Genomic DNA, 22,069 nt, shown 5'->3' on the forward strand with positions numbered 1-22,069 from the left:
TTTAATTTCTCTTGTACCGCTTTCCGATACTTCCTAATTTCAATTGGATAACTCCAAAAAAAGCTTCCTTAAAGATACTTGTGCTCATCTTTGATGTGCCTTCGGTCCGATCTGTGAATATAATGGGTACTTCGACTACATCAAAGCCATATTTTATGGCGGTGAATTTCATTTCAATCTGGAAAGCATACCCTACAAACTTAATCTTTTCGAGTGGGATTGTCCTCAGGACTTCCCTGGTGAAACAAACAAATCCTGCGGTAGCATCCTGGATATTTATTCCTGTTATAAAACGAACATATACTGAAGCAAAATAGGACATCAACACACGGCTCATCGGCCAATTGACAACATTCACGCCCTTGATATAACGCGAACCTATGCTCATGTCTGCACCATCCGCACAAGCCTGCCGTAAACGAAGTAAATCCTCTGGATTGTGGCTGAAATCTGCATCCATTTCGAAAATATAGCGGTAATGTTCGCGGGATAGCGCCCATTTAAATCCATGGATATACGCTGTTCCTAAACCCAGCTTCCCGATTCGCTCTTCGATAAACAAACGGCCAGAAAATTCATTAACCTGTAAATTCTTGATGATTGTAGCCGTCCCATCGGGCGAACCATCGTCTACAATTAGAATATCAAATGCGTGTGATAAGGAAAAAACTTTGCGAATGATTTTTTCAATATTTTCCTTTTCATTATATGTTGGAATGATAACTAAACTATCCGTCACTTTTTTATATTTAAGACCAGTAAAGGTAATCATTTACGTTAAATTCTAGTACAGGAATTCGATGAAATCTACAGGATAATCAACAATACTCGCGAGAAAAGGCAGTAAACCCTTCAAGCTCAAACCAACACACCAGTATCATAAATACACAGCATCAATAGATTGCACGCTATAAAAAAGAGAAGCCCGTTACTTTGGGAGTAACGAGCTTTCATTAACCAATTATAAACTTAAATTATGAGACTGCAAATATGATGAAAATTGCTTTCAATTACAAATTTAATTGCGTTTTCATGCAACATTTTCAATACAATCTCTATTTTATTTTGCTAAATCGTTTATAAAACATGCACACTACCGCAGTCTAACGATCAACCTCTCCCAAAACGATATCAATCGATCCTAGGATCGCAATTAAATCAGCAATCAGCACCCCTTTTCCAAGTTCTGAAATCACGGAAAGGTTATTAAAGCTTGGGCCCCTTGACTTGACCCGCAACGGGATATCTGATTTATCTTTTGTGACAAAATAAAACCCTAATTCTCCTTTCGGATTTTCAGCACGGACATAGTAGTCCTGAGCTTTCAGATTCACTTTCTTCGGGACCAAAGCGCGCGGATCAAATTCGGCCGTACGTTTAAAGTCTTTCTGTAGTCGTTCAAGGCATTGTTCGACAATGCGAACCGATTCCTTGACCTCGTCCACCCTAACTTTATAACGATCCCAGCAATCACCGATTACCCCCATTTCACCTTTTCCCACAGGTATCTCGAAATCAATTTCTGGGTAGACAGAATAACCATCTATGCGTCTCAAATCCCATTTTATTCCCGAAGCACGCAGCATAGGTCCCGATACACCATAATTTATAGCAACATCAGCAGGAAGTACACCTATTTTAGCCGTACGGGAAATAAATATTTGGTTCTGTGTCAATATCTCATCCAGTTCGACCAATTTAGGTTTGAAATACGTGATAAATTCTGTACAGCGCTCTTCAAAGCCAACGGGCAAATCATAAAATAACCCGCCTACCCAGATATAGTTGTACAGCATCCTGGAACCTGAGGTCCATTCCAACATATTCATGATATGTTCACGATCCCGAAAACACCACAAAAATGGCGTTGTGGCACCGATATCAATACCATATGTACCAATAGCAATCAGGTGGGATGCTATTCGGTTGAGTTCACAGACCAAAACCCGAATGTACTCTATTCTTTTAGGTATTTTGCTGTCAAGGCCAAGCATACGTTCAACTCCCATAACGAAAGCATGGCTATTGTTCATCGAAGCCAAATAGTCCAAGCGATCAGTAAAAGGAATTGTTTTTGCATAATTCAACGATTCAGCATGCTTATCGAAACAACGATGCAGATAACCCAAATGTGGAACAACCTCTTTCACGATCTCTCCGTCTGTAATCAGTTGTAACCGAAGCACACCATGTGTCGAAGGGTGCTGAGGTCCCATATTCAACACCATTTCCTGACTTGAGATCTCTGTAAGGTGTTTTTCATAGCGCAGTAATGCCTCTTTATATTTTGGATTCGCCATTTCTATCAATTAATATGAATGCCATGATATTTCTCCGCTTCCTCATAATCCTTCCGTAAAGGATAGCCCTCCCAATCGTCAGGCAGCAAAATCCTTCTAAGGTCCGGATGTCCCTCAAAATAAATCCCCATCAGGTCAAATGCTTCGCGCTCATGCCAGTCTGCCGTGCGCCACACCGAAGTAAGCGAAGGAATCTCCGGTAGTTCATCCAGCGAACGATGACCAGACAACTCAACTTTTAAGACCAAACTGTGTTGATACGGCAAGGAATTTAAATGGTAGACAATGCTAAAATGCGTTTGATAATCCACTGCAGTAAGGTTGCTTAAAAAATCAAAATATAAGCCTTCTGTATCCCGGAGGAATAAACAAACGGCTACAATATCTGCTTTATCTATAAATAGTGCAGGCTGCAGCCCGTTGCGATCTTCTTTAAGAATAAGTTGAGTTCCAAATTTGGAAACAAGCATCGATTTAATTTCGTCAAATGTCATATTTATGGAGCTATACGCGTAATCTTCCAGGAATCCGACACCTTTTTATAGACTATGCGATCATGTAGCCGGCTTGCACGCCCCTGCCAAAACTCAAAATAAATCGGTTTCAACAGATAGCCACCCCAATGTGACGGTCTCGGTACAGAATCGCTTCCATTGTATTGGTTTTCGAGTGCTTCCACCCTGTTTTCCAAAAAACTACGGTTGGGGATTTCATGGCTCTGCGGGGATGCTAGTGCACCGATACGGCTTGCTTTTGGGCGCGATTGGAAATATTCATCGGAATCGGCCTCACTTACAAAATCAATAACACCTTCAATTCGGACCTGCCTTTGTAATTCAGGCCAAAAAAACAACATGGCAACATGCGGATTCGCTTTCATGTCTTCCCCTTTACGGCTTTCATAATTTGTAAAAAAGACCAGTCCTTCAGCTACAATGTCCTTCAATAAAACAACTCGCGAGGAAGGTAATTGATCGGATGACACCGTTGAAAGCACCATGGCATTAGGCTCGATTACCTCGCTGTGAATAGCCTCATCAAACCATTTTTTAAACTGGTGGACTGGATTACGATCCACATCCGATTCAGATAGGCTACCTAATACGTAATCCTGTCTGATTGCTGCAATATCTTTATGTTGAATGGACATAGAAACCTGTTTTATATCCCACAAACTTACTAAAATCATTGCTTTTTCTCTATAAAGTTAGTAGAAATTGACAAAATCTCAATTTTGGCACAAATCTCGCATAGATTAAATAAAAAAGATTAAATTCAATAAATAATTAAAATTCGCGCTATATGTTTACCGAACTAAACCCACAAAAAGGAAGTCTATTGATTTCCGAGCCATTTATGCTAGACCCTAGATTCCTCAGATCCGTGATATTGTTATGTGAATACAATAAAGAGGGTTCCCTCGGATTTGTCCTAAATAATCAAACCAATGTTCGCATAGGCCAATTATTGGAATCTATACCGAATTGCAATTTCCCCATCTACGTCGGTGGTCCTGTGGCTCAGGAAAGTCTTTTTTTTGTACATAGCCGTTTTGATTTACTGCTAAGTGGCGAGGAAGTGGCTCCTGGAATCTATTTTGGAGGCGATGAAGAAAAGCTTATTGAAGCCATACAAACCGATAGCATAAAACCTGACGAATTAAAATTCTTTATCGGATATTCTGGATGGTCTGCCGGTCAGTTGGACGGCGAAATCAAAGAAAATAGCTGGGCTGTACAAAACAAATACCACCAACAGCTCATTTTTGAAGGTAATGGCGAATTGCTATGGAAGGATGCCATCATTGGATTAGGTCCCAAATATGCACATGTCGCCAACTTCCCACAGAGCCCAGGTCTAAATTAGCGAAAGGGACTTACGCTATATGACAGTTTGCTTTACGAGTCCGTAAATCACCGAATGAGCCTATGACAAAATAGGCGGTTTTCTGCCATCATGTCCTGTAGGGACGATTTGGAACACTGATTGTATGTTTTAAACAAATCATAAAATTAAAATAGCGACATACAAATTATGAATCCAGAAAAAGGTAGTATTTCAATTCACACGGAGAATATATTTCCCGTAATCAAAAAGTTCTTATACTCTGATAATGAAATTTTCTTGCGTGAACTGGTATCTAATGCCGTTGATGCTTCTCAAAAAATCAAACGTCTGGCTTCTTTGGGTCAATACCAAGGGGAAACAGGAGAATTGATTGTAGACGTAAAATTTGATGAAGCGGCCAAGACCATCACTATTTCCGATAATGGTATTGGTATGACAGCCGATGAAATAAAAAAATACATCAACCAGATCGCTTTCTCAGGAGCAACAGAGTTCATGGAAAAATTCAAGGAGGCAAATGACGCAAATGAAATCATTGGTCGCTTTGGTTTAGGCTTCTATTCCGCATTTATGGTAGCCGATACCGTAGAAATCCAATCTTTATCCTATCAAGATGGCGCAGAACCGGCTCATTGGACTTGCGATGGTAGTACATCTTACGAAATTTCTACGGGCTCAAGAACCACACGTGGTACCGACGTCATCTTACATATTAATGAAGAATCAACAGAATTTTTAAGCCAGGCACGACTACAGGACATTTTAGATAAGTATGCTAAATTTCTTCCTGTTTCAATCCGTTTTGGCACCAAAACAAATTCTGAACAGGACGGTGAAGACGAAGAAGGAAAACCAAAATACAAATCTGTAGAGGTAGATAATATCATCAATAATACCAATCCAGCCTGGACAAAATCACCGTCTGAATTAAAAGACGAAGATTATCTAGCCTTCTACCGCGAACTCTATCCATATTCAATGGATGAACCTTTGTTTTGGATACACCTCAATGTTGATTACCCATTCAACCTGACAGGTATCCTCTACTTCCCTAAAGTTAAAAATGAACTGGAAATCCAGCGTAATAAAATTAAACTCTATTCTCGACAAGTGTTTATCACCGACGAGGTGAAAGATATTGTTCCTGAATTCTTGATGTTACTTCATGGGGTAATTGATTCACCGGACATTCCGTTAAACGTATCCCGTTCATTTTTACAGGCAGACAGTAACGTAAAAAAAATCAACAGTTATATCACCAAAAAGGTGGCTGACAAATTGAACGAAATATTTAAGACCGACCGTAAGGGATTTGAAGAGAAATGGACGGATATCGGTTTATTTATCAAATACGGTATGCTTAGCGATGAGAAATTTGCTGAAAAAGCAAATGACTTCTGTTTAGTAAAAAACACAGGTAACCAAAGCTTCACCATTAAAGAGTATTACGAAAAGGTCAAAGATATCCAGGTAGATAAAGATGGTAACATTGTCTACTTATATACACATGACGCCGCTCAACAAGATGGCTTTATCCAAACAGCATTAAACAAAGGTTATGATGTTTTGATGCTTGATGGGCCATTGGATACACACTTTGCAGCTTATTTAGAGCAAAAGGGCGGCGATAAGGTACAGCTGAAACGTGTAGATGCTGACGTTATCGATAAGTTGATCCAAAAAGATGAAAAGGTTGAATTGGCCCTTTCAGAAGAAGAATCCAAAAAAGCGCTGGAGGTTTTCGAAAAAGCAATTTCGCGCCAAGATATGAAAGTTGAAGTTGACGCGTTAAATGAAAGTGACCTGCCTGTATCGGTAACAATTGATGAATTTATGCGTCGAATGAAAGATATGGCCAAGACAGGTGGTGGCATGAATTTTTATGGTTCATTGCCCGATAATTATAAGGTAACAGTCAATGGGAACCATCCGCTGATCAAAAGAATTTTATCGTCATCAGACGAAGAAGGTTCAAAACTGGCAAAACAAGCTTTTGATTTAGCACTCTTATCCAGAGGTTTATTGTCTGGAGCAGATCTGACATCTTTTGTGAAGAGAAGTGTAGAAATGATTTAAGGGTATTCCTTCTAATAAAAAAGGCGGTCTCTTTAATAGTAACCGCCTTTTTTATTAAAAATTGGACACAAATGACAAATTTGGAGCAGCCAAATGCATGGCATTATCGAAATGCAACCCTTTAGATGTTTTTTATTAAAATTTAATAAACTAATCTTCACCCAGTTGGCTTTAAACGCTGTTTTTTTTCAGTCAAATATTTGGAGGGAATAGGGTTTAATCGTACTTTTGTATCATCAAAATCACGGTAGGTATAGCTCAGTTGGTTAGAGCACTAGATTGTGGTTCTAGGGGTCGTCGGTTCGAGCCCGATTACTTACCCAAAAAGGCAGATCAAATGATCTGCCTTTTTTAATTTGATAAGTTCTCAGCCAACTAAACAAATGCTCCTTGACCAGCTACCCATCATCCGAACAAGCTTCAAAGGCAACTTCTTCCCTTTTACAGTTCAGGCACAGGATCCATAAGCCCTGGATGGCGCGGATCATAAATAGCCACAGCAACTTTAGAGTCCGCACAACCATAATATAAAAACCATTTTTGTTTAAAAAAGACCAATCCTTCGATAAAAACCGTTCCATCTATATATTGTCCACTTTTTTCGAAAGATTCCATGGGGCGTAAAAACGGAACATCCATTCGAGCCAATACGCTTGTCGGATCTCGTGGACTAAATAAAACCTGTCCAGCGGAATAGGTATTTTTATTAAAACGCACATCCCCTTTCTCAGCATGATTCTTACCATTGTATAGCAATACAATTCCTTTATCAGTCAAAACTGCTGGAGGACCGCACTCTGTCAACGAACTATCAAAGTAACCATCCCTCGGCGAAATGAAGGCTTTCAGTGTACCTCTATTATCTGTTACGGGTTCCCAGTCAATCAAATTATCGGATGTGGCGCCATAAACACCATGTTCTCCCCAGTACAACCAATATTTCCCATTGATTTTAGCTATAACCTGTTTGTTACCTTTCAATGTAGTCACAATAGAAGCCGATTTATGCGGTTCATTGACTAGAGTGCGCCTATTTCTCGAGTTCTTAAAAATAGGACCGTATTTAGTCCAGTGTTTCAGATCAGTGGATATTGCTACACCAAGCCGCGGTACCTTTCGGTTCCATTGGGTATAAAATAGCACAAAACGCCCATCCTCAGTCTGTGCTATCCGAGGATCTTCTGTCCCGCCAGGCCACTCGTTATCTTGCTGCTCATCAGGCCCCGGATAGAATATAGGCGTTTTCAGTCGTTCAAAATGAATACCGTCAGCACTAGCTGCTAACCCCAATCGGGAGGTCCGGTGGCCAATAGCTTTTCCTGTCCGATCTTCTGCACGATAAATGACATAGATACTATTTCCCCTTACTACTGCAGCAGGATTAAAAGTGTCGTTGTCCTCCCATCGAATTTCTTTCTTCAGCATTGGATCATAAAATACGGAACTCGTATCGGGCTCAATAATTGGATTGACACCTTTGGGCCGTTCAAAGCCTCCTAATACCCATTGTTCTTTTTTAAGCTTTCCAGCAGGCTGCACGCTGCAGCCGCATAAAAAGACGAACAGAATAGAGCCTGCAATTTTTACGATAATATTCATATTTTAATTGATTTCTATGGTTTTACATGTAGTAGCAAACAACAGCCTGTAAAAGTGAAAATTATAAATTGGTTACCACTGAAGAGCGATCGAAACTATTATTGATCATTCACAAATATAATGCTAATAGAAAAAAGTACCGCAAAAACAAGTTCAACAAAATTGAATTGGGATCAAAACTAAAAAACACAAATAAACAATTCAACGATAAATAACTCGAAATATTGCAATATATCGCAATACTAAAACGATTATAATGGCAAATATTGCAGCATATAGCACAAAAACACTACATTTATAGCATGATATCCAAAGAAGAACGTCACGATTTTATATTAGTTAAAATCAAAAAGGAAAGGAAATTAGTTATGACAGAGTTAGCGGCCGAACTTGGTGTCTCTGAGCATACCGTCCGACGTGATCTTAAAGAACTATCTGACGCTGGCTTGCTCCGCGCTATTCGAGGGGGAGCCACTTTACGGTCAAACTTACCATTCGATATATACGACCGAAATAACCTTGATGTTATGGAGAAACAAGCCATAGCAGAAAAATCGATCACACTATTGAAAGATCATCAAGTCGTCTTTTTTGACGGTGGCACAACAACACAGGCAATTGCTGGCAACATTCCAGATAGCCTAAACCTTACTGTGGTCACACATAGTCTCCCAATAGCCAATATACTTGCAAACCTCCCAAACATCAGCTTGATTTTCGCGGGTGGCGCTTTCTGCAAATCATCTCTTACGATGCAGGGACAGCAAACTATTTCTACCTTTGAAGAAATATATGCGGATGTCAGCTTCATAGGTGTATGTAGCCTGGACCCCTATCGTGGACTTACGGCAAGAACTCGCGAAGAAACAGCTATCAAAAGAGTACTATGTAAAAATTCAATGAACATTGTTGCTGCCACAACGAGCAATAAGCTCGATACCCTGGCATCTTTTCTAACATGCCGCGCATCTGATATCAGTTATTTAATTACAGAAAAGGATCCTTCTGATCGCATTTTGCAGCCTTATGTCGAACAAGGTATTACAATTTTATAAGTTTACCATTTATGAACAATCTCAAACAGGAAGCCGCCAAAGCTGCTCTTCAACTTTTAGAACCTGATCAATTCATTGGACTAGGTGTTGGATCAACAATAGCTTATTTCATTGAATTAATTGCCAGTAGGGTCAGTTTTAAATCCAGCCTGAAATTTACATCGCCTTCTTTGGAAACCAAAATACTGCTCCAAGAAAATGGTCTTATTTGTATTGATAACAGTACCATAGCAACGCTGGATTATTATTTTGACAGCTGTGATCAGGTGGACATTCATTTAAATGCGTTCAAAAGTGGCGGCGGCGTACATACAGGTGAAAAGATTATGGCGAATATGGCAAAGCAATTTATTCTCTTGGTCGATGGCGCAAAGATGGTCGATAAACTGACCACAAAATATCCGCTATGTGTTGAAATTATTCCCGACGCCTGGCTATCGGTACTTAAAGAACTAAAATCAAGCTATTCTTCAGCGATATCAAACATTGTATTACGAAAATCTGAACAAAAATCGGGGCCTCTACTATCTGAGAGAGGTAATTTCCTGGCAGACATTTATTTTTCTAAACTGCCTGATATTTTTGATTTGAATAAACAAATCAAACTCATTACAGGCGTTGTAGAACATTCACTTTTTTATCAACTGTGTTCGGTATGTCTTCGAGCAACAGAAGATGGCGTAACACATCACTTTGCAAACCGCATTGTAGAATCGAACACGGACAAAAAAAGCACGCAATAGCATTAAATTTTATATTGAAGTCCAACAAGTAGCAAAACTGCGCTAAAATATTTTAAATCAACATGAAACACACTCAAATTAACACAGGAATACTAAGTTTTGGCATGTCAGGACGTGTTTTTCACGCGCCATTTATACATACCAATCCACATTTCAATCTCAGCGCTGTTGTAGAACGGTCGAAAAAAAACGCACATGAATTTTATCCGGCAATAAAAAGCTACGATAATATAACTGAATTACTAGCGGATGAAAGCATCGAACTGGTCATTGTGAACACACCAAACTATACCCATTTCCAATATGCAAAAGACGCCCTAGAGGCAGGAAAACACGTTTTGATAGAAAAACCTGCCGTTGATGATTCTACACAATTCGATACGCTTCTTGCCATCAGCAAAAAACAAGGAAAAGACTTATTTTTCTATCAAAACAGACGATATGATAGTCACTTTTTAGACATTAAAAAAGTGATCGAAAGTGGAGAATTAGGAAAGCTGATTGAAGTGCATTTCAGATTTGATCGCTATAAAATGGAATTGGGACAAAAATACTTTAAGGAAGATACGCAGTATATTTCCAATGGTATCACTTATGACCTAGGTCCGCACCTTATTGATCAGGCAATCTCACTTTTTGGAAAACCGGTTAAATTTACCAAGACAACATCCATCAACAGACCCGATTCTAAAGTTGCAGATTATTTTCACTATCATCTTTATTATCCAGCTGGACTGAACGTGTATTTAACAGGCAGTTTACTTGTCGCCTCTCCGCAGCCCGCCTTTGTCTTACATGGTACAAAAGGGAGTTTTATCAAGAATATGACGGATGTGCAAGAACAGCAATTGCTAGATGGTATGTTGCCCGACGATCCATCTTATGGCCTTGAGCCAGCCGGCCTCGAGGGAAAACTTGTTACGATAGACGTATCAAATCAAAAACATGAGTCTTTAGTAACGCCACATACAGGAGATTACAATCAGCTGTTTGAAGCCATTTATGAAAGCTTAAGAAATAATATCGATTACCCTATTAAAGCGGATCAGATTAAATGGCAGATTCAATTGCTTGAAGCTGAAAACACCTAAGTTTTTAAACAATCAAATGGCAGCACGGTTCAAGAAAAATAATAGGTGCTGCCATTTTTAATTTGATTCCCAAAGGCATTCGTTCGGTTCAATATGGATCATCACATGACCAAGATCAGGAATATGCGCAACCAAGTGGTCTTTGAGTTTATGCGCCAGCTCATGCCCTTCTCTTACCGTAATTTCACTATCGACAATAGCGTGCAGATCGACGTGATATTTAGCCCCCGATTTGCGGACAAAACATTTTTCCGTGGCTTTTATCCCATCTACTTTTAATGCTTCTTGCCGGATATTGTCAATGACCTCATTGTATACATTTTCATCCATGATCTCGCCAAGCGCCGGTCTGAAAATATGGTAACAGTTATAAAGTATAAATCCAGCGGCAAATAATGCCGCGTAGTCATCCGCATTTTCATATCCCTTTCCGAGCAACAATGCAATAGATATCCCAATGAAAGCTGCAACTGACGTTATCGCATCGCTTCGATGATGCCAAGCGTCTGCACGAAGTGAAGAACTATTAGTTTCTTTACTTTTCTTCATAACGATCCTATAAGAAATCTCTTTCCACACAATGATCCCACCCAGAACAAATAAGGTCCAAGGCTTTGGCAGGTCATGTGGCGTTCCTATATTCTCAATACTTTCATAAGCGATTATGGTTGCAGAAACAATAAGAAAACCAACGACAATAAATGTAATGAGTGGTTCTACCCGACCATGGCCATAAGGGTGATTGTCGTCGGCAGGTCGTTGCGCATATTTTAAACCGAGGAGCACTAGAAATGAAGAGAAAATATCTGCCGTTGACTCAATTGCATCCGCTATCAGCGCATAAGAGTTTCCAAAGAAACCAGCTAACCATTTTAATAATGCCAGTGATGCATTACCTACAATACTAAAATAAGTCGTTCTGACTGCAGTCTGCTCTTGAAGTTCGGACATAGCTATAAATTAACTTGACACCGCGAAAATAATGTTTTTCTTTTCAAATTCTATTCTCCAGCTATATAAAATAGTGATCACAACCTTCGAGCTTTAGCTACCGCTCGCGATATCCTCCAATGCTTTTTTTATCTCAGGGGCCCCATAGTCACGGCTTCCTTCCAGACGCTCTACGATCTTACCCGCTTTATCCAAGATAACCGTTGTTGGTATGGACTGTCCTAAGAATTCTGCAGGAATTTCACCCGCTGCTATGTAAAGTGGTAGATCATACTTGTTTTCGGCCATGAATGCTGAAGACTTTTCTATGTCGCCATCAACATCTACCATGAGAAAAACGATATCTTTATTATCTTTAAGCGATTGCCTAAGCTGGTCAATAGAAGGTAGTTCATGAATACATGGGGGACACCAGGTCGCCCAGAAATTAATAAACACGACCTTACCTTTTAAAGCACTTAATTGAAGAACCTTACCCTCTTTATCCTTAAAAGATAACTCCTGCGTTGTGGTTGCAGTGTCAGCAATAGCTTCAGCAGGTCCCTCTACCTTTTCGGCCTTGGCCTCATTTTTAGTGCCTGTGTTTCCACAGCCAAAAAATAAACTGGTCGATAAAGCCGCAAGACCAAAAAAAATAATTCCTTTATTATACCTAATATTCATCGTCTTCTGTTTCATTAAATTATGCTATTTACAAATATATTACTGTCCACCAATCGCGGAGACCTCGCCTATCCAATCCTTCTGGGAGAAATTTCTCAAAACATTAGCTAATTTAACCTTAATTATTCAAGACCACAAGTATTACACACAACTCCACAACATAAACCATTGATCAATAACAAAATAAGCAACAATAAAATTAAAAAATTAACAAGAACTTTTCCGACATTTAAGAGCGTGAACATATCGTTGACCAAAAGACAATTAATTGAATACACCATGAATCTCCCAGCAAATCATTTCAAAAAATGCGTATCAATATGTTTCCTGTTATTCATCACCATCCAGCTTAATTTCGGACAATCCTCCTCAACTAAATTCAACAGGCTATATCAGCTAATAGCATCAAAAGATTTCTTCACTGCCCGCGACCTGTTTAGGGTAAATAAACCTTTCTTAAACGCCAATGAGCAAGTTTTTATTTTGGCAATACTCGATAACGCCTTTAACAAACCCATCGCTTCAAACAAAAAAATAGCACTATTGAGCGCAGCAACAGAAGAATTACCCGACACACTGCGACTAAAATTATGGCGTGTTCAGGAAGATAATTTTGTCAAACTGAAAGATTACGCGGGGGCAAAACAGACAACCCAGAAAATCCTACTCGACTTCGATCCTTTGCTGTCAACAGATACAAGAGCGGATCTCAGAAACAATCTAAAAATCTGGTCAGCACTTGAACATGTGCGGCCACAGCTTATAGAAATCAACGCCGATACCCGTCTTAAAATGACGAAAGATAAAGCCGGGTTGAAGAATCTAACACTAACAGTCAACGGCGATACGGCAAGTTTTATATTTGATACCGGAGCAAACCTATCGACAGTCACAGAGTCCGTGGCCAAACGTCTTCATATGGATCTTATCCGTGCAGATATTGATGTAGACGCCATTACCGGTGTTTTTATCAAAGCCGATTTGGCCGTTTGTAAACAATTAAAACTTGGTAGCATCAACATTTCAAACGCAATATTCCTGGTTTTCCCAGACAGCGCACTTTGTATCCCGCAAATTGGCTATCAGATCAATGGTATAATAGGCTTCCCTGTTATTGAAGCACTGCAAGAAGTACAGCTTACACAGGACGATTTTTTCATTGTACCCAAGAGACCTACAGTTTCATGGAAAGCATCGAATCTTGCAATAGATGGGTTATCACCGCTTATTGCCATTGATGGAAAGCACTATACTTTTGATACAGGAGCTGAAAAAACAATCCTTTATGCACCATTTTACGAAACCTACAAACAACATATCGAAAAACAGGATATACCGACCAAGGTCGCCATGGGAGGCGCAGGCGGTCAAGTTGAATATGACGGATTTGTTATACAACATACATTCCATATTAGCGATAAACCGATCGCTCTTAAAAATATAAGCCTATTAAAATCTAAGATTAAGAATGAAACCGTGTATGCAAATATAGGACAAGATATTATTCGCCAATTTTCTATAATGATACTAAATTTTAAAGATATGTTTATCCAATTTAATTAACAGAAAGCTAAGCTCGGTTTAGTCTCATCACAATACCCCATAAAAAACCCCTAAAGGTTGGAGAAAACTTTTAGGGTGTTTTTATGGGGTTCTATAGATTTATTGAACAATTAGGCGGAGCAGGCCGTCGCATTAAAGCCCTTCTTTTTGATAATTTCAATGATTTCTTCCTCCGAAACGCCTTCAGCTTTTACAGTCAGAATTTTGTCTGCATTTGTGGTGTCAACATTCCATTCATAGATACCGTCTACACTATCCAGATCAGCGCTTACTTTGGACACGCATCCCCCACAAGTAAGGTTTGTTTTAAATTGGAATTCTTTGCTTTCCATGTTATTTAATTTTAATGTTATTAATCTATTTAATTATCTATACAAATATCCCTTTAATTCGATGGGTTGTACTTACAGTTTTTCTATTTTGTTTTGCAATATTTACCGTTTAAGATGAGGTCTAGACCTCAACCATAGTTAGCTATTTTTTCCAGCGAAGTCGCAAGCTATTACTGACAACACTTACACTACTCAATGCCATTGCAGCTCCAGCTATCATCGGGTTTAAAAGGAAACCATTGAATGGATACAGAATACCTGCAGCGAGGGGAATCCCAATTAAATTATAAATAAACGCCCAGAACAAATTTTGTTTAATCGTCGCGACCGTTTGTTTCGAAAGTCGAATGGCCTGCGGTATCTTCGTCAAATCAGATGAAATAATTGTCATTTTTGCTACATCCATTGCAATATCACTTCCCTTCCCCATTGCAATACTGACATCGGCCGTTGCTAAGGCTGTACTGTCATTAATACCGTCCCCAACCATAGCGACCACCTGCCCTCTTTGCTGCAATTCTTTAACAAAATCAGCTTTGTGCTCTGGCAATACTTCCGCTTTGTAATGCTGAAGACCTGTTTCCGCGGCAATGGCCCTAGCCGTAGCCTCGTTGTCACCAGTCAGCATATATAGCTCAATGCCCATGGCCTGCATCTCCTTGATGGCACGTACAGAAGTTTCCTTAATCCGGTCCGCAATGGCTATTACCGCTAACGCAGTATGACTGTTGGCAAACCATATCACTGTTTTGGATTGATTTTCCCACTGGGTGCCATGTTCCATCAAATCCGTCGGAATTGTAATCCCATTCTCATCCAACAACCTGCGATTACCTACAGAGTACGTTTCGATTCCATCACTGCCTTTAACACCTTTCCCAGTAATACTTTCGATAAAGGATACTGGAGTAGCTTTTACATCTTTAAAATACCCGACTACAGCTTCTGCCAATGGATGCTCTGACTGTTTCTCCAGGCTCAACAAGATACCTTTCAAACTATCCTCATCATTTTTCCAATAAAGGTCAGTGACCACAGGCTTTCCTTCCGTAATGGTGCCGGTTTTATCCAAAACAACTGTATTTACCTTTTTGGCCAGCTCCAGACTTTTCGCATCTTTAATTAAAATACCCTGCTCAGCTCCCTTACCCACTCCAACCATGATTGCTGTGGGAGTTGCTAAACCTAGTGCGCAAGGACAAGCAATAACCAAAACCGTTACTGCCGCCATTAAACCCTGTACCAGATGGTTTTCTCCACCTAAAGTAAACCACAGTAGAAAAGTTAAAATAGCAATACCAATGACAATAGGAACGAATACAGCAGCAATTCGATCGACCAGTTTTTGCACAGGGGCCTTGCTTCCTTGTGCATCCTGTACCATTTTAATGATTTGGGCAAGCATTGTTTCCCGGCCAACTTTTGTAGCTTTGAACTGAAAACTGCCCTTCTGGTTGATCGTCCCTGCAAATACCTGCTCATTGCCCATTTTTAAAACAGGGACCGGCTCTCCGCTTAACATACTTTCGTCAACATAGGAATTTCCGCTGATAACAACCCCATCAACGGCGATCTTCTCCCCTGGTTTCACCAGAATAATATCGCCAGTATTAACGGCTTCTATAGCGACCTGACGCTCTGTTCCATCCGATTGAATGACCATCACCGTCTTAGGCTGCAGGCCCATTAGCTTTTTATTGGCGGATGAGGTGTTACCTTTAGCCTTCTCTTCCAGTAGCTTACCCAATAAAATAAAAGCAATGACGACTGAGGCGGCCTCAAAATACACATGTGCATGCAAGCCACGCTGATGCCAAAATTCAGCAAAGAGCATATTAAACACACTAAAGATGTAGGCTATTCCCGTGCTTAACGCAACAAGCGTATCCATATTGGCGGAACGATGTTTTGCCTGTTTCCACGCGTTGACAAAAAAGTCCTTGCCCAGCCAAAGAACTACTGGCGTGGAAAACAGCCACATAATAGGATTTGCGTACGGCATATCCATAAAGAACATACCTATCACGACCACGGGAAGCGAAAGTATTACTGCCCATCGAGTTTTGATTTTAAGCTTACGGAATTTCTCGGCGTGAATAGCCTCCAACGTTTTCTGCTGAGTAGATTCATCTTCGATTAATAAATCATAGCCACCAGCCTGAACCGCTTTCTGGATTTTTAAATGATCCGTAATATTAGGCAAATACTCCACCGTAAGGTTTCCTGTTGCAAAATTTACAGACGCATTGACAACCCCTTGTTCATATTTCGCCATACTTTCAGCGCTACTGGCGCAGGAGGCACAAGTCATCCCAAGAACTGGAAATGTTTTGGTTAATGTAGAAACACCATAACCAAGATCTTTGATCGTTTTTACACTGCTAACGACGGCTTCACTATCCTTCGGTACGATAGCAGCTCTGTGGTTATTCAATTCCACCCGATAGCTCGCTAGGCCTTTAACTTGGGCTAGTCCTTTTTCGACAATTGATGCACAATGTTCGCTTTCAACATCTTCTAAAGGTAGATAAACCGTATCCTTATAAATATCTGTCGCCATAACTTATTGTTTAATTTTACACAACAAATTTGGCCACAAATAAGATTAAAGTCATTACACAATTAAGGAATTGATTTGTAAAATTTACTCGATAATAAAATACGAAAGGTCAAGCTCAATGGAAAAATCATATGGAGAACTCTTCTTTAGCTTTCAATTTTCTCAACAAAACCATAGATAATGTAATCACCCCGTTCTTCGAGTTTAATCTTTTCCATTCCACTCCAGCCGGATGCACTGGTATCTTCATCGATAAAATTTTGAATTCTGTCAAATGCGACACCGATCTTTGTTTTCCCATCTCCATAGATTTGATATCTCGCAGAGGTCTGCCAGCTTACTTTTTTTCTAAATAACCGTAAACCTTCTCTTTTCAAAAAACCATACATTTCATTAGATAAATTCATATTCTCATTTGTTTTACGCGCCCACACTACTCACCTATTTTTTTGGTAGATGCTTTTTTGGTTTAAGGAATTACCTCAAGCCCTCTCGTTGGTTTATCTATTTAAGCTACATGGCTTTAATGGCTAAAGAAATGGTTTTTTGATGCTAAAATAGACGAATCTAAGATAACGAACCAGATGGAATACTACAATGAAGCTACTGCTGTTTCATCGTACTCAAATGCTATTTCGTCGAATTTTCCAGAAACACACAATAGCACTTCTTTCAATGTCCATGATGATCTGGCAGGCTTTGCAAACAAAGTCTACTACATCGCGAACATAAATAGCAACAGACACTATTTTTTTCGTCGAATAGATTCTTTAGTTCGTCTGATTCATTTTCAATTCTGTCGATATTTTTCGTTGTTCTTTTCCATAGCGAGCACATTTGTTTACAATTTAAACGTATAACTATGGAAAACATTGAAAATTTTTTAGCAGAGGATTTTGTACTGGATGTACAAACTGTCTGCGCGGTAGAACCGATCTCATTTTTTGATTTTGATGATATGGAACTGGTAACTATTAAGACAGTTACATCTTCAAAAGTAATATAAAAGAGGATAACGCTGTGAAGGCGTTCTGGTAGGCGCCTTTACAGCAATCGTCTTCATTGCCTAATAAATAAAAAAAGAATCAAGTATATGACTTCACCCAAGCTTAAATGTATTCTCATTGAGGATGAACCCCTGGCGACAAAAAAAATAGTTGAATACATTCACATGTTTCCAGATCTTCAATTGATTAAGATGGTTGAAGACATTGAAAATCCAGCATTATTTAGCCATGATCTAAAATCTGCAGACATCCTATTCCTCGATCTCATTGTTAGCGGCGGTAATATTAATACACTAGCCGAATTGATCGCTGATATTCCAATCCTGATCATCACCTCCGCCGTGTCACGTTGGCAATATCCAGAATTTATCAAAAACAGGAAGCATTTTGCGCTGCAAAAACCAATTTCGCCCCAGATGTTTCAGTCTTGTATAAAACAAGTCATGCAATACTAGTCCAACTAATTCATGTCATTATTCCACTTATCCGATTATTTTCTTCTGCGCACGCCGCTACTTCCAGCTGCATCTGCCGTTGATCTTTTAACGATAACTGAGCGACATGAAATAGAAGAGAAACTTCGTCATTTGTTTCAAAATGAGCAATTAAAAGAAGCCTTATTTCTGGCAAGCCCGGCCTTCTCGGCGGAAGTTCAAAAATGGCTTGAATACAAGAAAGAAAGCAGCTCAAAAATGATCGCTTCACTACTCAAATATGCGATTAGGATGAGCACCAGAAGTACGCCTTTCGGTTTATTCGCAGGGGTATCTTTTGGGAACATTGCCGTCTCCGAAAAAAAGGTATCGTTAATCAGGTCAAATGCAAATCAAGCTGTTTTAAAACTGGATACCACCATTTTGACAAAAATTATTGAACAGATATCAAAAGACAAAAGAATTTACAGTCAACTCTATTATCGTCTCAATCCCACCTTATACTTAGATGGTAAATATTACAAATATTATCAAAAAGTGACAAATGGGAAGAAAGGACAGCATATCCTGAAACGTATAAGGCTTACTCCAATTTTGGATCGAGTCATCCAATACTTTGAACACAATAAGAAAACTAGTCATTATCAATCATTAATCGATCTGCTGCAAGGTCTTGGAGCATCGATAACGCATGCGGCCCTATTCGTCAATAACCTCATCAGCCTTGGAATCATATCCTCTGAATTACAGCCCAATGTCATTGGCCGAGGTTATCTGGACAGCCTGATAACGACGCTTGAAAGAGTGGATAAGGAGGGAAATTATTTAAATCCTTTATTAACGATAAGAAAATGGCTTCATAGTTCTCAATCTGTCATTGAGATCCGAACCGCCATCCTTAAATTATTGCAGCCTTTGGCTCCAGACCTCGATATGACCAATTCGTTACAGGGGGACCTTCTCATAGGGATGGACGAAAACAATTTATCAGATACCGCATTAGATCACATAAGAGATCAATTTCAGGATTTACTACCACTTTGCAACCAGGCTAAGTTAACAGATTTTGATCGGTTTAGAGCTGCGTTCTCTGTTAAATATGAAGATAGAATGGTTCCGCTAACGACAGCTCTAGACCCCGATATTGGGATTGGTTACGGACGTCAAGAAGGTGTTTACAATATAACGGATGAAATACTCGGGGAAGTTAACAACATCACCCCGGCGGGCGAAAAAAAATATGGCGACCACCATTATCAAGATCTGGTCATTGAAAAATTTGTAGAAAGTGTAAAAAATCAATTCACCGAAATTCAGCTGACCAGCAAAGATCTAGATCATATCGCTAAACAACGTAAACAAACTGTCAATACGATCCCTTCTTCATGCTATGCCATCGGCAATCTCCTTAGAAGTTCATGTCAGGAAAACTTATTCTTCAATCTGGTTACCATTGGTGGTTCGTCATCAGGAAACTTAATTTCCAGATTTGCACATCTGGATGAAAAATTGAATAACAAGTTGAAGGAATCTGCCGACACAGAGCAACAGCAGTTTCCAAATGCCATACTTGCCGAGATTTGTCATTACCCAGACAATAATGCTGGAAATATCATTTATAGACCTGCGCTGCGAAAAGCAACAATTTGTCTAAGCCCGACAATCGATAAAGAACAAGAGCAAATTGATGTTAATGACTTATACCTGTTCATCAAAGACCAGCGCCTAATCTTGTGGTCCAGGAAATTCAATAAAATGGTTATACCCCGTTTAACTACCGCCCACAATTTTGAACAGGGTATGAATATATATAAGTTTCTCGCAGATTTTCAGTTCCAAAATAATAGGTTGGATCTTTCCTGGAATTGGGGGATTATGAAGGAGCAGCCGAGACTCCCAAGAATAAGCTACAAAAATATTATCTTGTCTAGAGCACAATGGCGAATTCAAAAAATAGCGAAATACCCCAGTACCCCTCAGGCTTTCATAAAAAATATACAAGCGGAGCTAGCAATTCCTGCAATGGTCATCATCAGCAGTGGCGATAATGAATTGTTGATAAATTTAGACAATCCTTTTTGCATAGAAATCGTATTGGATCATATGTGCAAAAGAGAGATCATATTAACCGAATATATCCTGAATGACTATTCATCAGTAGCCTGCGATAAAGATGGACATATTTTTGCCAACGAAATCATTATTCCAATAGAATCACAGCAGGAGACTTTCACAAATGAATCAGCCCCTCAAGAAAGTAACCTAAAAAGATGCTTCCCCTTGGGCAGTGAATGGCTTTACGCCAAGATCTATTGTGGTTTACATGTTGCAGACACCTTGTTAAAGGAAATTTTCCCCCTAATCGTAGCGACACTTAATCAACAAGATGTCCTAAAAAAATGGTTTTTTATACGCTACAACGATCCATCGCCCCACATTCGATTTAGAGTTGAGCTTTCAGATCCAAGCCAGTATTATTTCGTTATATCCACGCTTAATACCCTATTGGAACAGTTTATTAAAGATGGATAGATATCAACGCTATCCTTTGACACTTATACACGGGAGATTGAACGATATACACCATTTTGTATGGAACTTAGTGAGGAGCTATTCTATCAACAGAGCGAAACGGTACTGAAGGTTATCCAACAAAGTACTTCAATCAATGATCGATGGCGCCTGGCTTTCGAAAATATTGAGTCGCTATTAGAAGCTGCAAAATTTACACTGATCGAGAAAAGAGATTTCTGCCTACAGATGAATACCCTTTATCAGCAAGAATTTGATAATAATAAAAACCTTTGGATTCATCTCAACAATAAGTTTAAAGAGAAAAAAGACTGGTTCGAAAAACCTTTAGACAACCCTGAAGAATCGAAAAAGAAACTAAATGCACTTCAATACAGCATATTTAACACCTTACGGAGTCATACCGATCAAGATGAATTCAAGTCAGCCCGAACATCGTTACTATCAAGCTACATTCATATGTTCATTAACCGATTGTTCATGTCCGATCAACGCTTACATGAACTTGCTGTTTACCATTTTATGGTTGGCTATTATAAAATGCAAATTGGGAAACAGAAAAAACGTATAACCTATGAACCCGATAAATTATATAAGTCCCATCTTCGCGAAGAGCTGATTACGATATTGTAAACCAATACCGAGTTCTGTCCCATTTTTCAGAATGACTTTACTTGCCTCAACACCCTTGATCTGTTTGATATTGACAATATAGGATCGATGCATACGAGCATACATATCCCAAGGCAGTTCTGCTTCCATATCTTTCATTGTCGACAGCAAAGTCTGCATACCTTCTAACGTATAAATTTGAATGTAATCCCCCCAGGCTTTTAGATAGAAAATATCTGCAGGATCTATAAAAATAGTTTTGTTCCGATCCTTTATCTTAATCGCTTTTCTTTCACCCTGTGCCCCTCTTCGAGAAAACAAGATTGCCTTTTGAACTTTTTCAATTGCCTTGATCAATCGCTCTTCCGTCAGGAGTGGCTTTAAGATATAATCGATTACTTCCAATTCAAACCCATCAACAGCATACTCATAATGCCCAGTTATAAAAACAACAAATGGTGGATGAGCAAGTCCTTTGAGAAAGGTAATTCCATCCATTTCAGGCATATCTATATCTGACAAAATGAGATCTACCTCTTGCTGCCTTAAAACGTCAATTGCTTGCAATGGGTTTTCAAATACACCCAATATTTCGATCAGGCCTAATTTGGAAACTAATTTCTCCAGGCGACCTCTCGCAATAGGCTCATCTTCAATAAGGATAGTTTTAATTCTATTCATAAGTACTTCGCAACCCGCTGCT

At 39.3% G+C, this 22,069-nt stretch carries 19 protein-coding genes, 1 tRNA gene and 1 pseudogene; 10 read left to right on the forward strand and 11 right to left on the reverse strand.

The annotated features are described in order from the left end of the window. Position 1 precedes the first annotated feature (1 nt). The 4 genes from B3H30_RS11670 to pdxH all read right to left on the reverse strand — a co-directional run bounded on the left by B3H30_RS11670 (position 2) and on the right by pdxH (position 3,450). Positions 2 to 739, reverse strand: coding sequence for a polyprenol monophosphomannose synthase (locus tag B3H30_RS11670; protein ID WP_070564553.1), 738 nt, complete (start codon positions 737 to 739; stop codon positions 2 to 4). Between the two features lie 364 nt (positions 740 to 1,103). Further along, the gene (locus B3H30_RS11675; protein WP_070564238.1) at positions 1,104 to 2,300 is read right to left on the reverse strand and encodes an NADH-quinone oxidoreductase subunit D; all 1,197 of its coding nucleotides are present in this window, start codon (positions 2,298 to 2,300) and stop codon (positions 1,104 to 1,106) included. Between the two features lie 5 nt (positions 2,301 to 2,305). Further along, entirely contained in the window at positions 2,306 to 2,794 is a 489-nt protein-coding gene (locus B3H30_RS11680) for an NADH-quinone oxidoreductase subunit C (protein ID WP_070564240.1), read from the reverse strand. A gap of 2 nt (positions 2,795 to 2,796) precedes the next feature. Next, positions 2,797 to 3,450 carry a pyridoxamine 5'-phosphate oxidase gene (gene pdxH / locus B3H30_RS11685; protein WP_070564556.1) on the reverse strand — a complete coding sequence of 218 codons (654 nt, stop codon included), beginning with the start codon at positions 3,448 to 3,450 and terminating at the stop codon, positions 2,797 to 2,799. Positions 3,451 to 3,602: 152 nt separating this feature from the next. On the opposite strand from pdxH, the gene B3H30_RS11690 reads away from it, so the two are divergent. From B3H30_RS11690 to B3H30_RS11700, 3 genes are all read left to right on the forward strand, one after another. Further along, complete coding sequence (locus B3H30_RS11690; RefSeq protein ID WP_070564243.1) at positions 3,603 to 4,166, forward strand: YqgE/AlgH family protein; 564 nt, start codon at positions 3,603 to 3,605, stop codon at positions 4,164 to 4,166. A 168-nt stretch (positions 4,167 to 4,334) separates the two neighbouring features. Beyond that, positions 4,335 to 6,224: a molecular chaperone HtpG gene (gene htpG / locus B3H30_RS11695; protein WP_070564247.1), complete on the forward strand. Its 1,890-nt coding sequence runs from the start codon at positions 4,335 to 4,337 to the stop codon at positions 6,222 to 6,224. A 247-nt stretch (positions 6,225 to 6,471) separates the two neighbouring features. Beyond that, a tRNA-His gene (locus tag B3H30_RS11700) sits at positions 6,472 to 6,545 on the forward strand. A gap of 120 nt (positions 6,546 to 6,665) precedes the next feature. Here B3H30_RS11700 and B3H30_RS11705 read toward each other — a convergent pair. Beyond that, positions 6,666 to 7,823: a glycoside hydrolase family 130 protein gene (locus B3H30_RS11705; protein WP_070564250.1), complete on the reverse strand. Its 1,158-nt coding sequence runs from the start codon at positions 7,821 to 7,823 to the stop codon at positions 6,666 to 6,668. Between the two features lie 302 nt (positions 7,824 to 8,125). Here B3H30_RS11705 and B3H30_RS11710 point away from each other — a divergent pair, with 302 nt between their 5' ends. The 3 genes from B3H30_RS11710 to B3H30_RS11720 all read left to right on the forward strand — a co-directional run bounded on the left by B3H30_RS11710 (position 8,126) and on the right by B3H30_RS11720 (position 10,712). Beyond that, positions 8,126 to 8,878, forward strand: a complete 753-nt coding sequence (locus B3H30_RS11710; RefSeq protein ID WP_083295861.1) for a DeoR/GlpR family DNA-binding transcription regulator — start codon at positions 8,126 to 8,128, stop codon at positions 8,876 to 8,878. A gap of 11 nt (positions 8,879 to 8,889) precedes the next feature. Further along, on the forward strand, positions 8,890 to 9,621 hold the full coding sequence (rpiA, locus tag B3H30_RS11715) for a ribose 5-phosphate isomerase A (RefSeq protein ID WP_070564256.1): 732 nt from the start codon (positions 8,890 to 8,892) through the stop codon (positions 9,619 to 9,621). Positions 9,622 to 9,683: 62 nt separating this feature from the next. Further along, on the forward strand, positions 9,684 to 10,712 hold the full coding sequence (locus tag B3H30_RS11720) for a Gfo/Idh/MocA family protein (protein WP_070564259.1): 1,029 nt from the start codon (positions 9,684 to 9,686) through the stop codon (positions 10,710 to 10,712). Positions 10,713 to 10,769: 57 nt separating this feature from the next. On the opposite strand, the gene B3H30_RS11725 is transcribed toward B3H30_RS11720, so the two are convergent. Beyond that, on the reverse strand, positions 10,770 to 11,663 hold the full coding sequence (locus B3H30_RS11725) for a cation diffusion facilitator family transporter (protein ID WP_070564262.1): 894 nt from the start codon (positions 11,661 to 11,663) through the stop codon (positions 10,770 to 10,772). Positions 11,664 to 11,756: 93 nt separating this feature from the next. Beyond that, positions 11,757 to 12,326, reverse strand: coding sequence for a TlpA family protein disulfide reductase (locus tag B3H30_RS11730; protein ID WP_139144947.1), 570 nt, complete (start codon positions 12,324 to 12,326; stop codon positions 11,757 to 11,759). Between the two features lie 279 nt (positions 12,327 to 12,605). Here B3H30_RS11730 and B3H30_RS11735 point away from each other — a divergent pair, with 279 nt between their 5' ends. Beyond that, positions 12,606 to 13,889 carry a retropepsin-like aspartic protease gene (locus B3H30_RS11735; protein ID WP_070564268.1) on the forward strand — a complete coding sequence of 428 codons (1,284 nt, stop codon included), beginning with the start codon at positions 12,606 to 12,608 and terminating at the stop codon, positions 13,887 to 13,889. A gap of 110 nt (positions 13,890 to 13,999) precedes the next feature. Here the strand turns inward: B3H30_RS11735 and B3H30_RS11740 are convergent, their stop codons facing one another. The 3 genes from B3H30_RS11740 to B3H30_RS11750 form a co-directional block, all read right to left on the reverse strand. Next, entirely contained in the window at positions 14,000 to 14,221 is a 222-nt protein-coding gene (locus B3H30_RS11740) for a cation transporter (protein WP_070564271.1), read from the reverse strand. Between the two features lie 142 nt (positions 14,222 to 14,363). Continuing rightward, positions 14,364 to 16,781, reverse strand: a complete 2,418-nt coding sequence (locus B3H30_RS11745; RefSeq protein WP_286710287.1) for a heavy metal translocating P-type ATPase — start codon at positions 16,779 to 16,781, stop codon at positions 14,364 to 14,366. Between the two features lie 146 nt (positions 16,782 to 16,927). Next, positions 16,928 to 17,188 (reverse strand): hypothetical protein, encoded by a 261-nt coding sequence (locus B3H30_RS11750; RefSeq protein WP_139144941.1) that lies wholly within the window; start codon positions 17,186 to 17,188, stop codon positions 16,928 to 16,930. 455 nt (positions 17,189 to 17,643) lie between these two features. Between B3H30_RS11750 and B3H30_RS11755 the strand changes: the two genes are divergently transcribed. The 3 genes and pseudogenes from B3H30_RS11755 to B3H30_RS11765 all read left to right on the forward strand — a co-directional run bounded on the left by B3H30_RS11755 (position 17,644) and on the right by B3H30_RS11765 (position 21,387). Continuing rightward, positions 17,644 to 17,787, forward strand: coding sequence for a hypothetical protein (locus B3H30_RS11755; protein ID WP_159332940.1), 144 nt, complete (start codon positions 17,644 to 17,646; stop codon positions 17,785 to 17,787). 87 nt (positions 17,788 to 17,874) lie between these two features. Continuing rightward, on the forward strand, positions 17,875 to 18,243 hold the full coding sequence (locus B3H30_RS11760; protein WP_070564280.1) for a hypothetical protein: 369 nt from the start codon (positions 17,875 to 17,877) through the stop codon (positions 18,241 to 18,243). Positions 18,244 to 18,255: 12 nt separating this feature from the next. Beyond that, positions 18,256 to 21,387, forward strand: a pseudogene (locus tag B3H30_RS11765) (lantibiotic dehydratase). Here the strand turns inward: B3H30_RS11765 and B3H30_RS11770 are convergent. After that, positions 21,343 to 22,047, reverse strand: coding sequence for a LytR/AlgR family response regulator transcription factor (locus B3H30_RS11770; RefSeq protein ID WP_070564289.1), 705 nt, complete (start codon positions 22,045 to 22,047; stop codon positions 21,343 to 21,345). The pseudogene B3H30_RS11765 and the gene B3H30_RS11770 overlap by 45 nt on opposite strands. Positions 22,048 to 22,069 lie beyond the last annotated feature (22 nt).

Source organism: Sphingobacterium sp. UBA7038, assembly GCF_002494055.1.
Classification (GTDB): Bacteria; Bacteroidota; Bacteroidia; order Sphingobacteriales; family Sphingobacteriaceae; genus Sphingobacterium; species Sphingobacterium multivorum.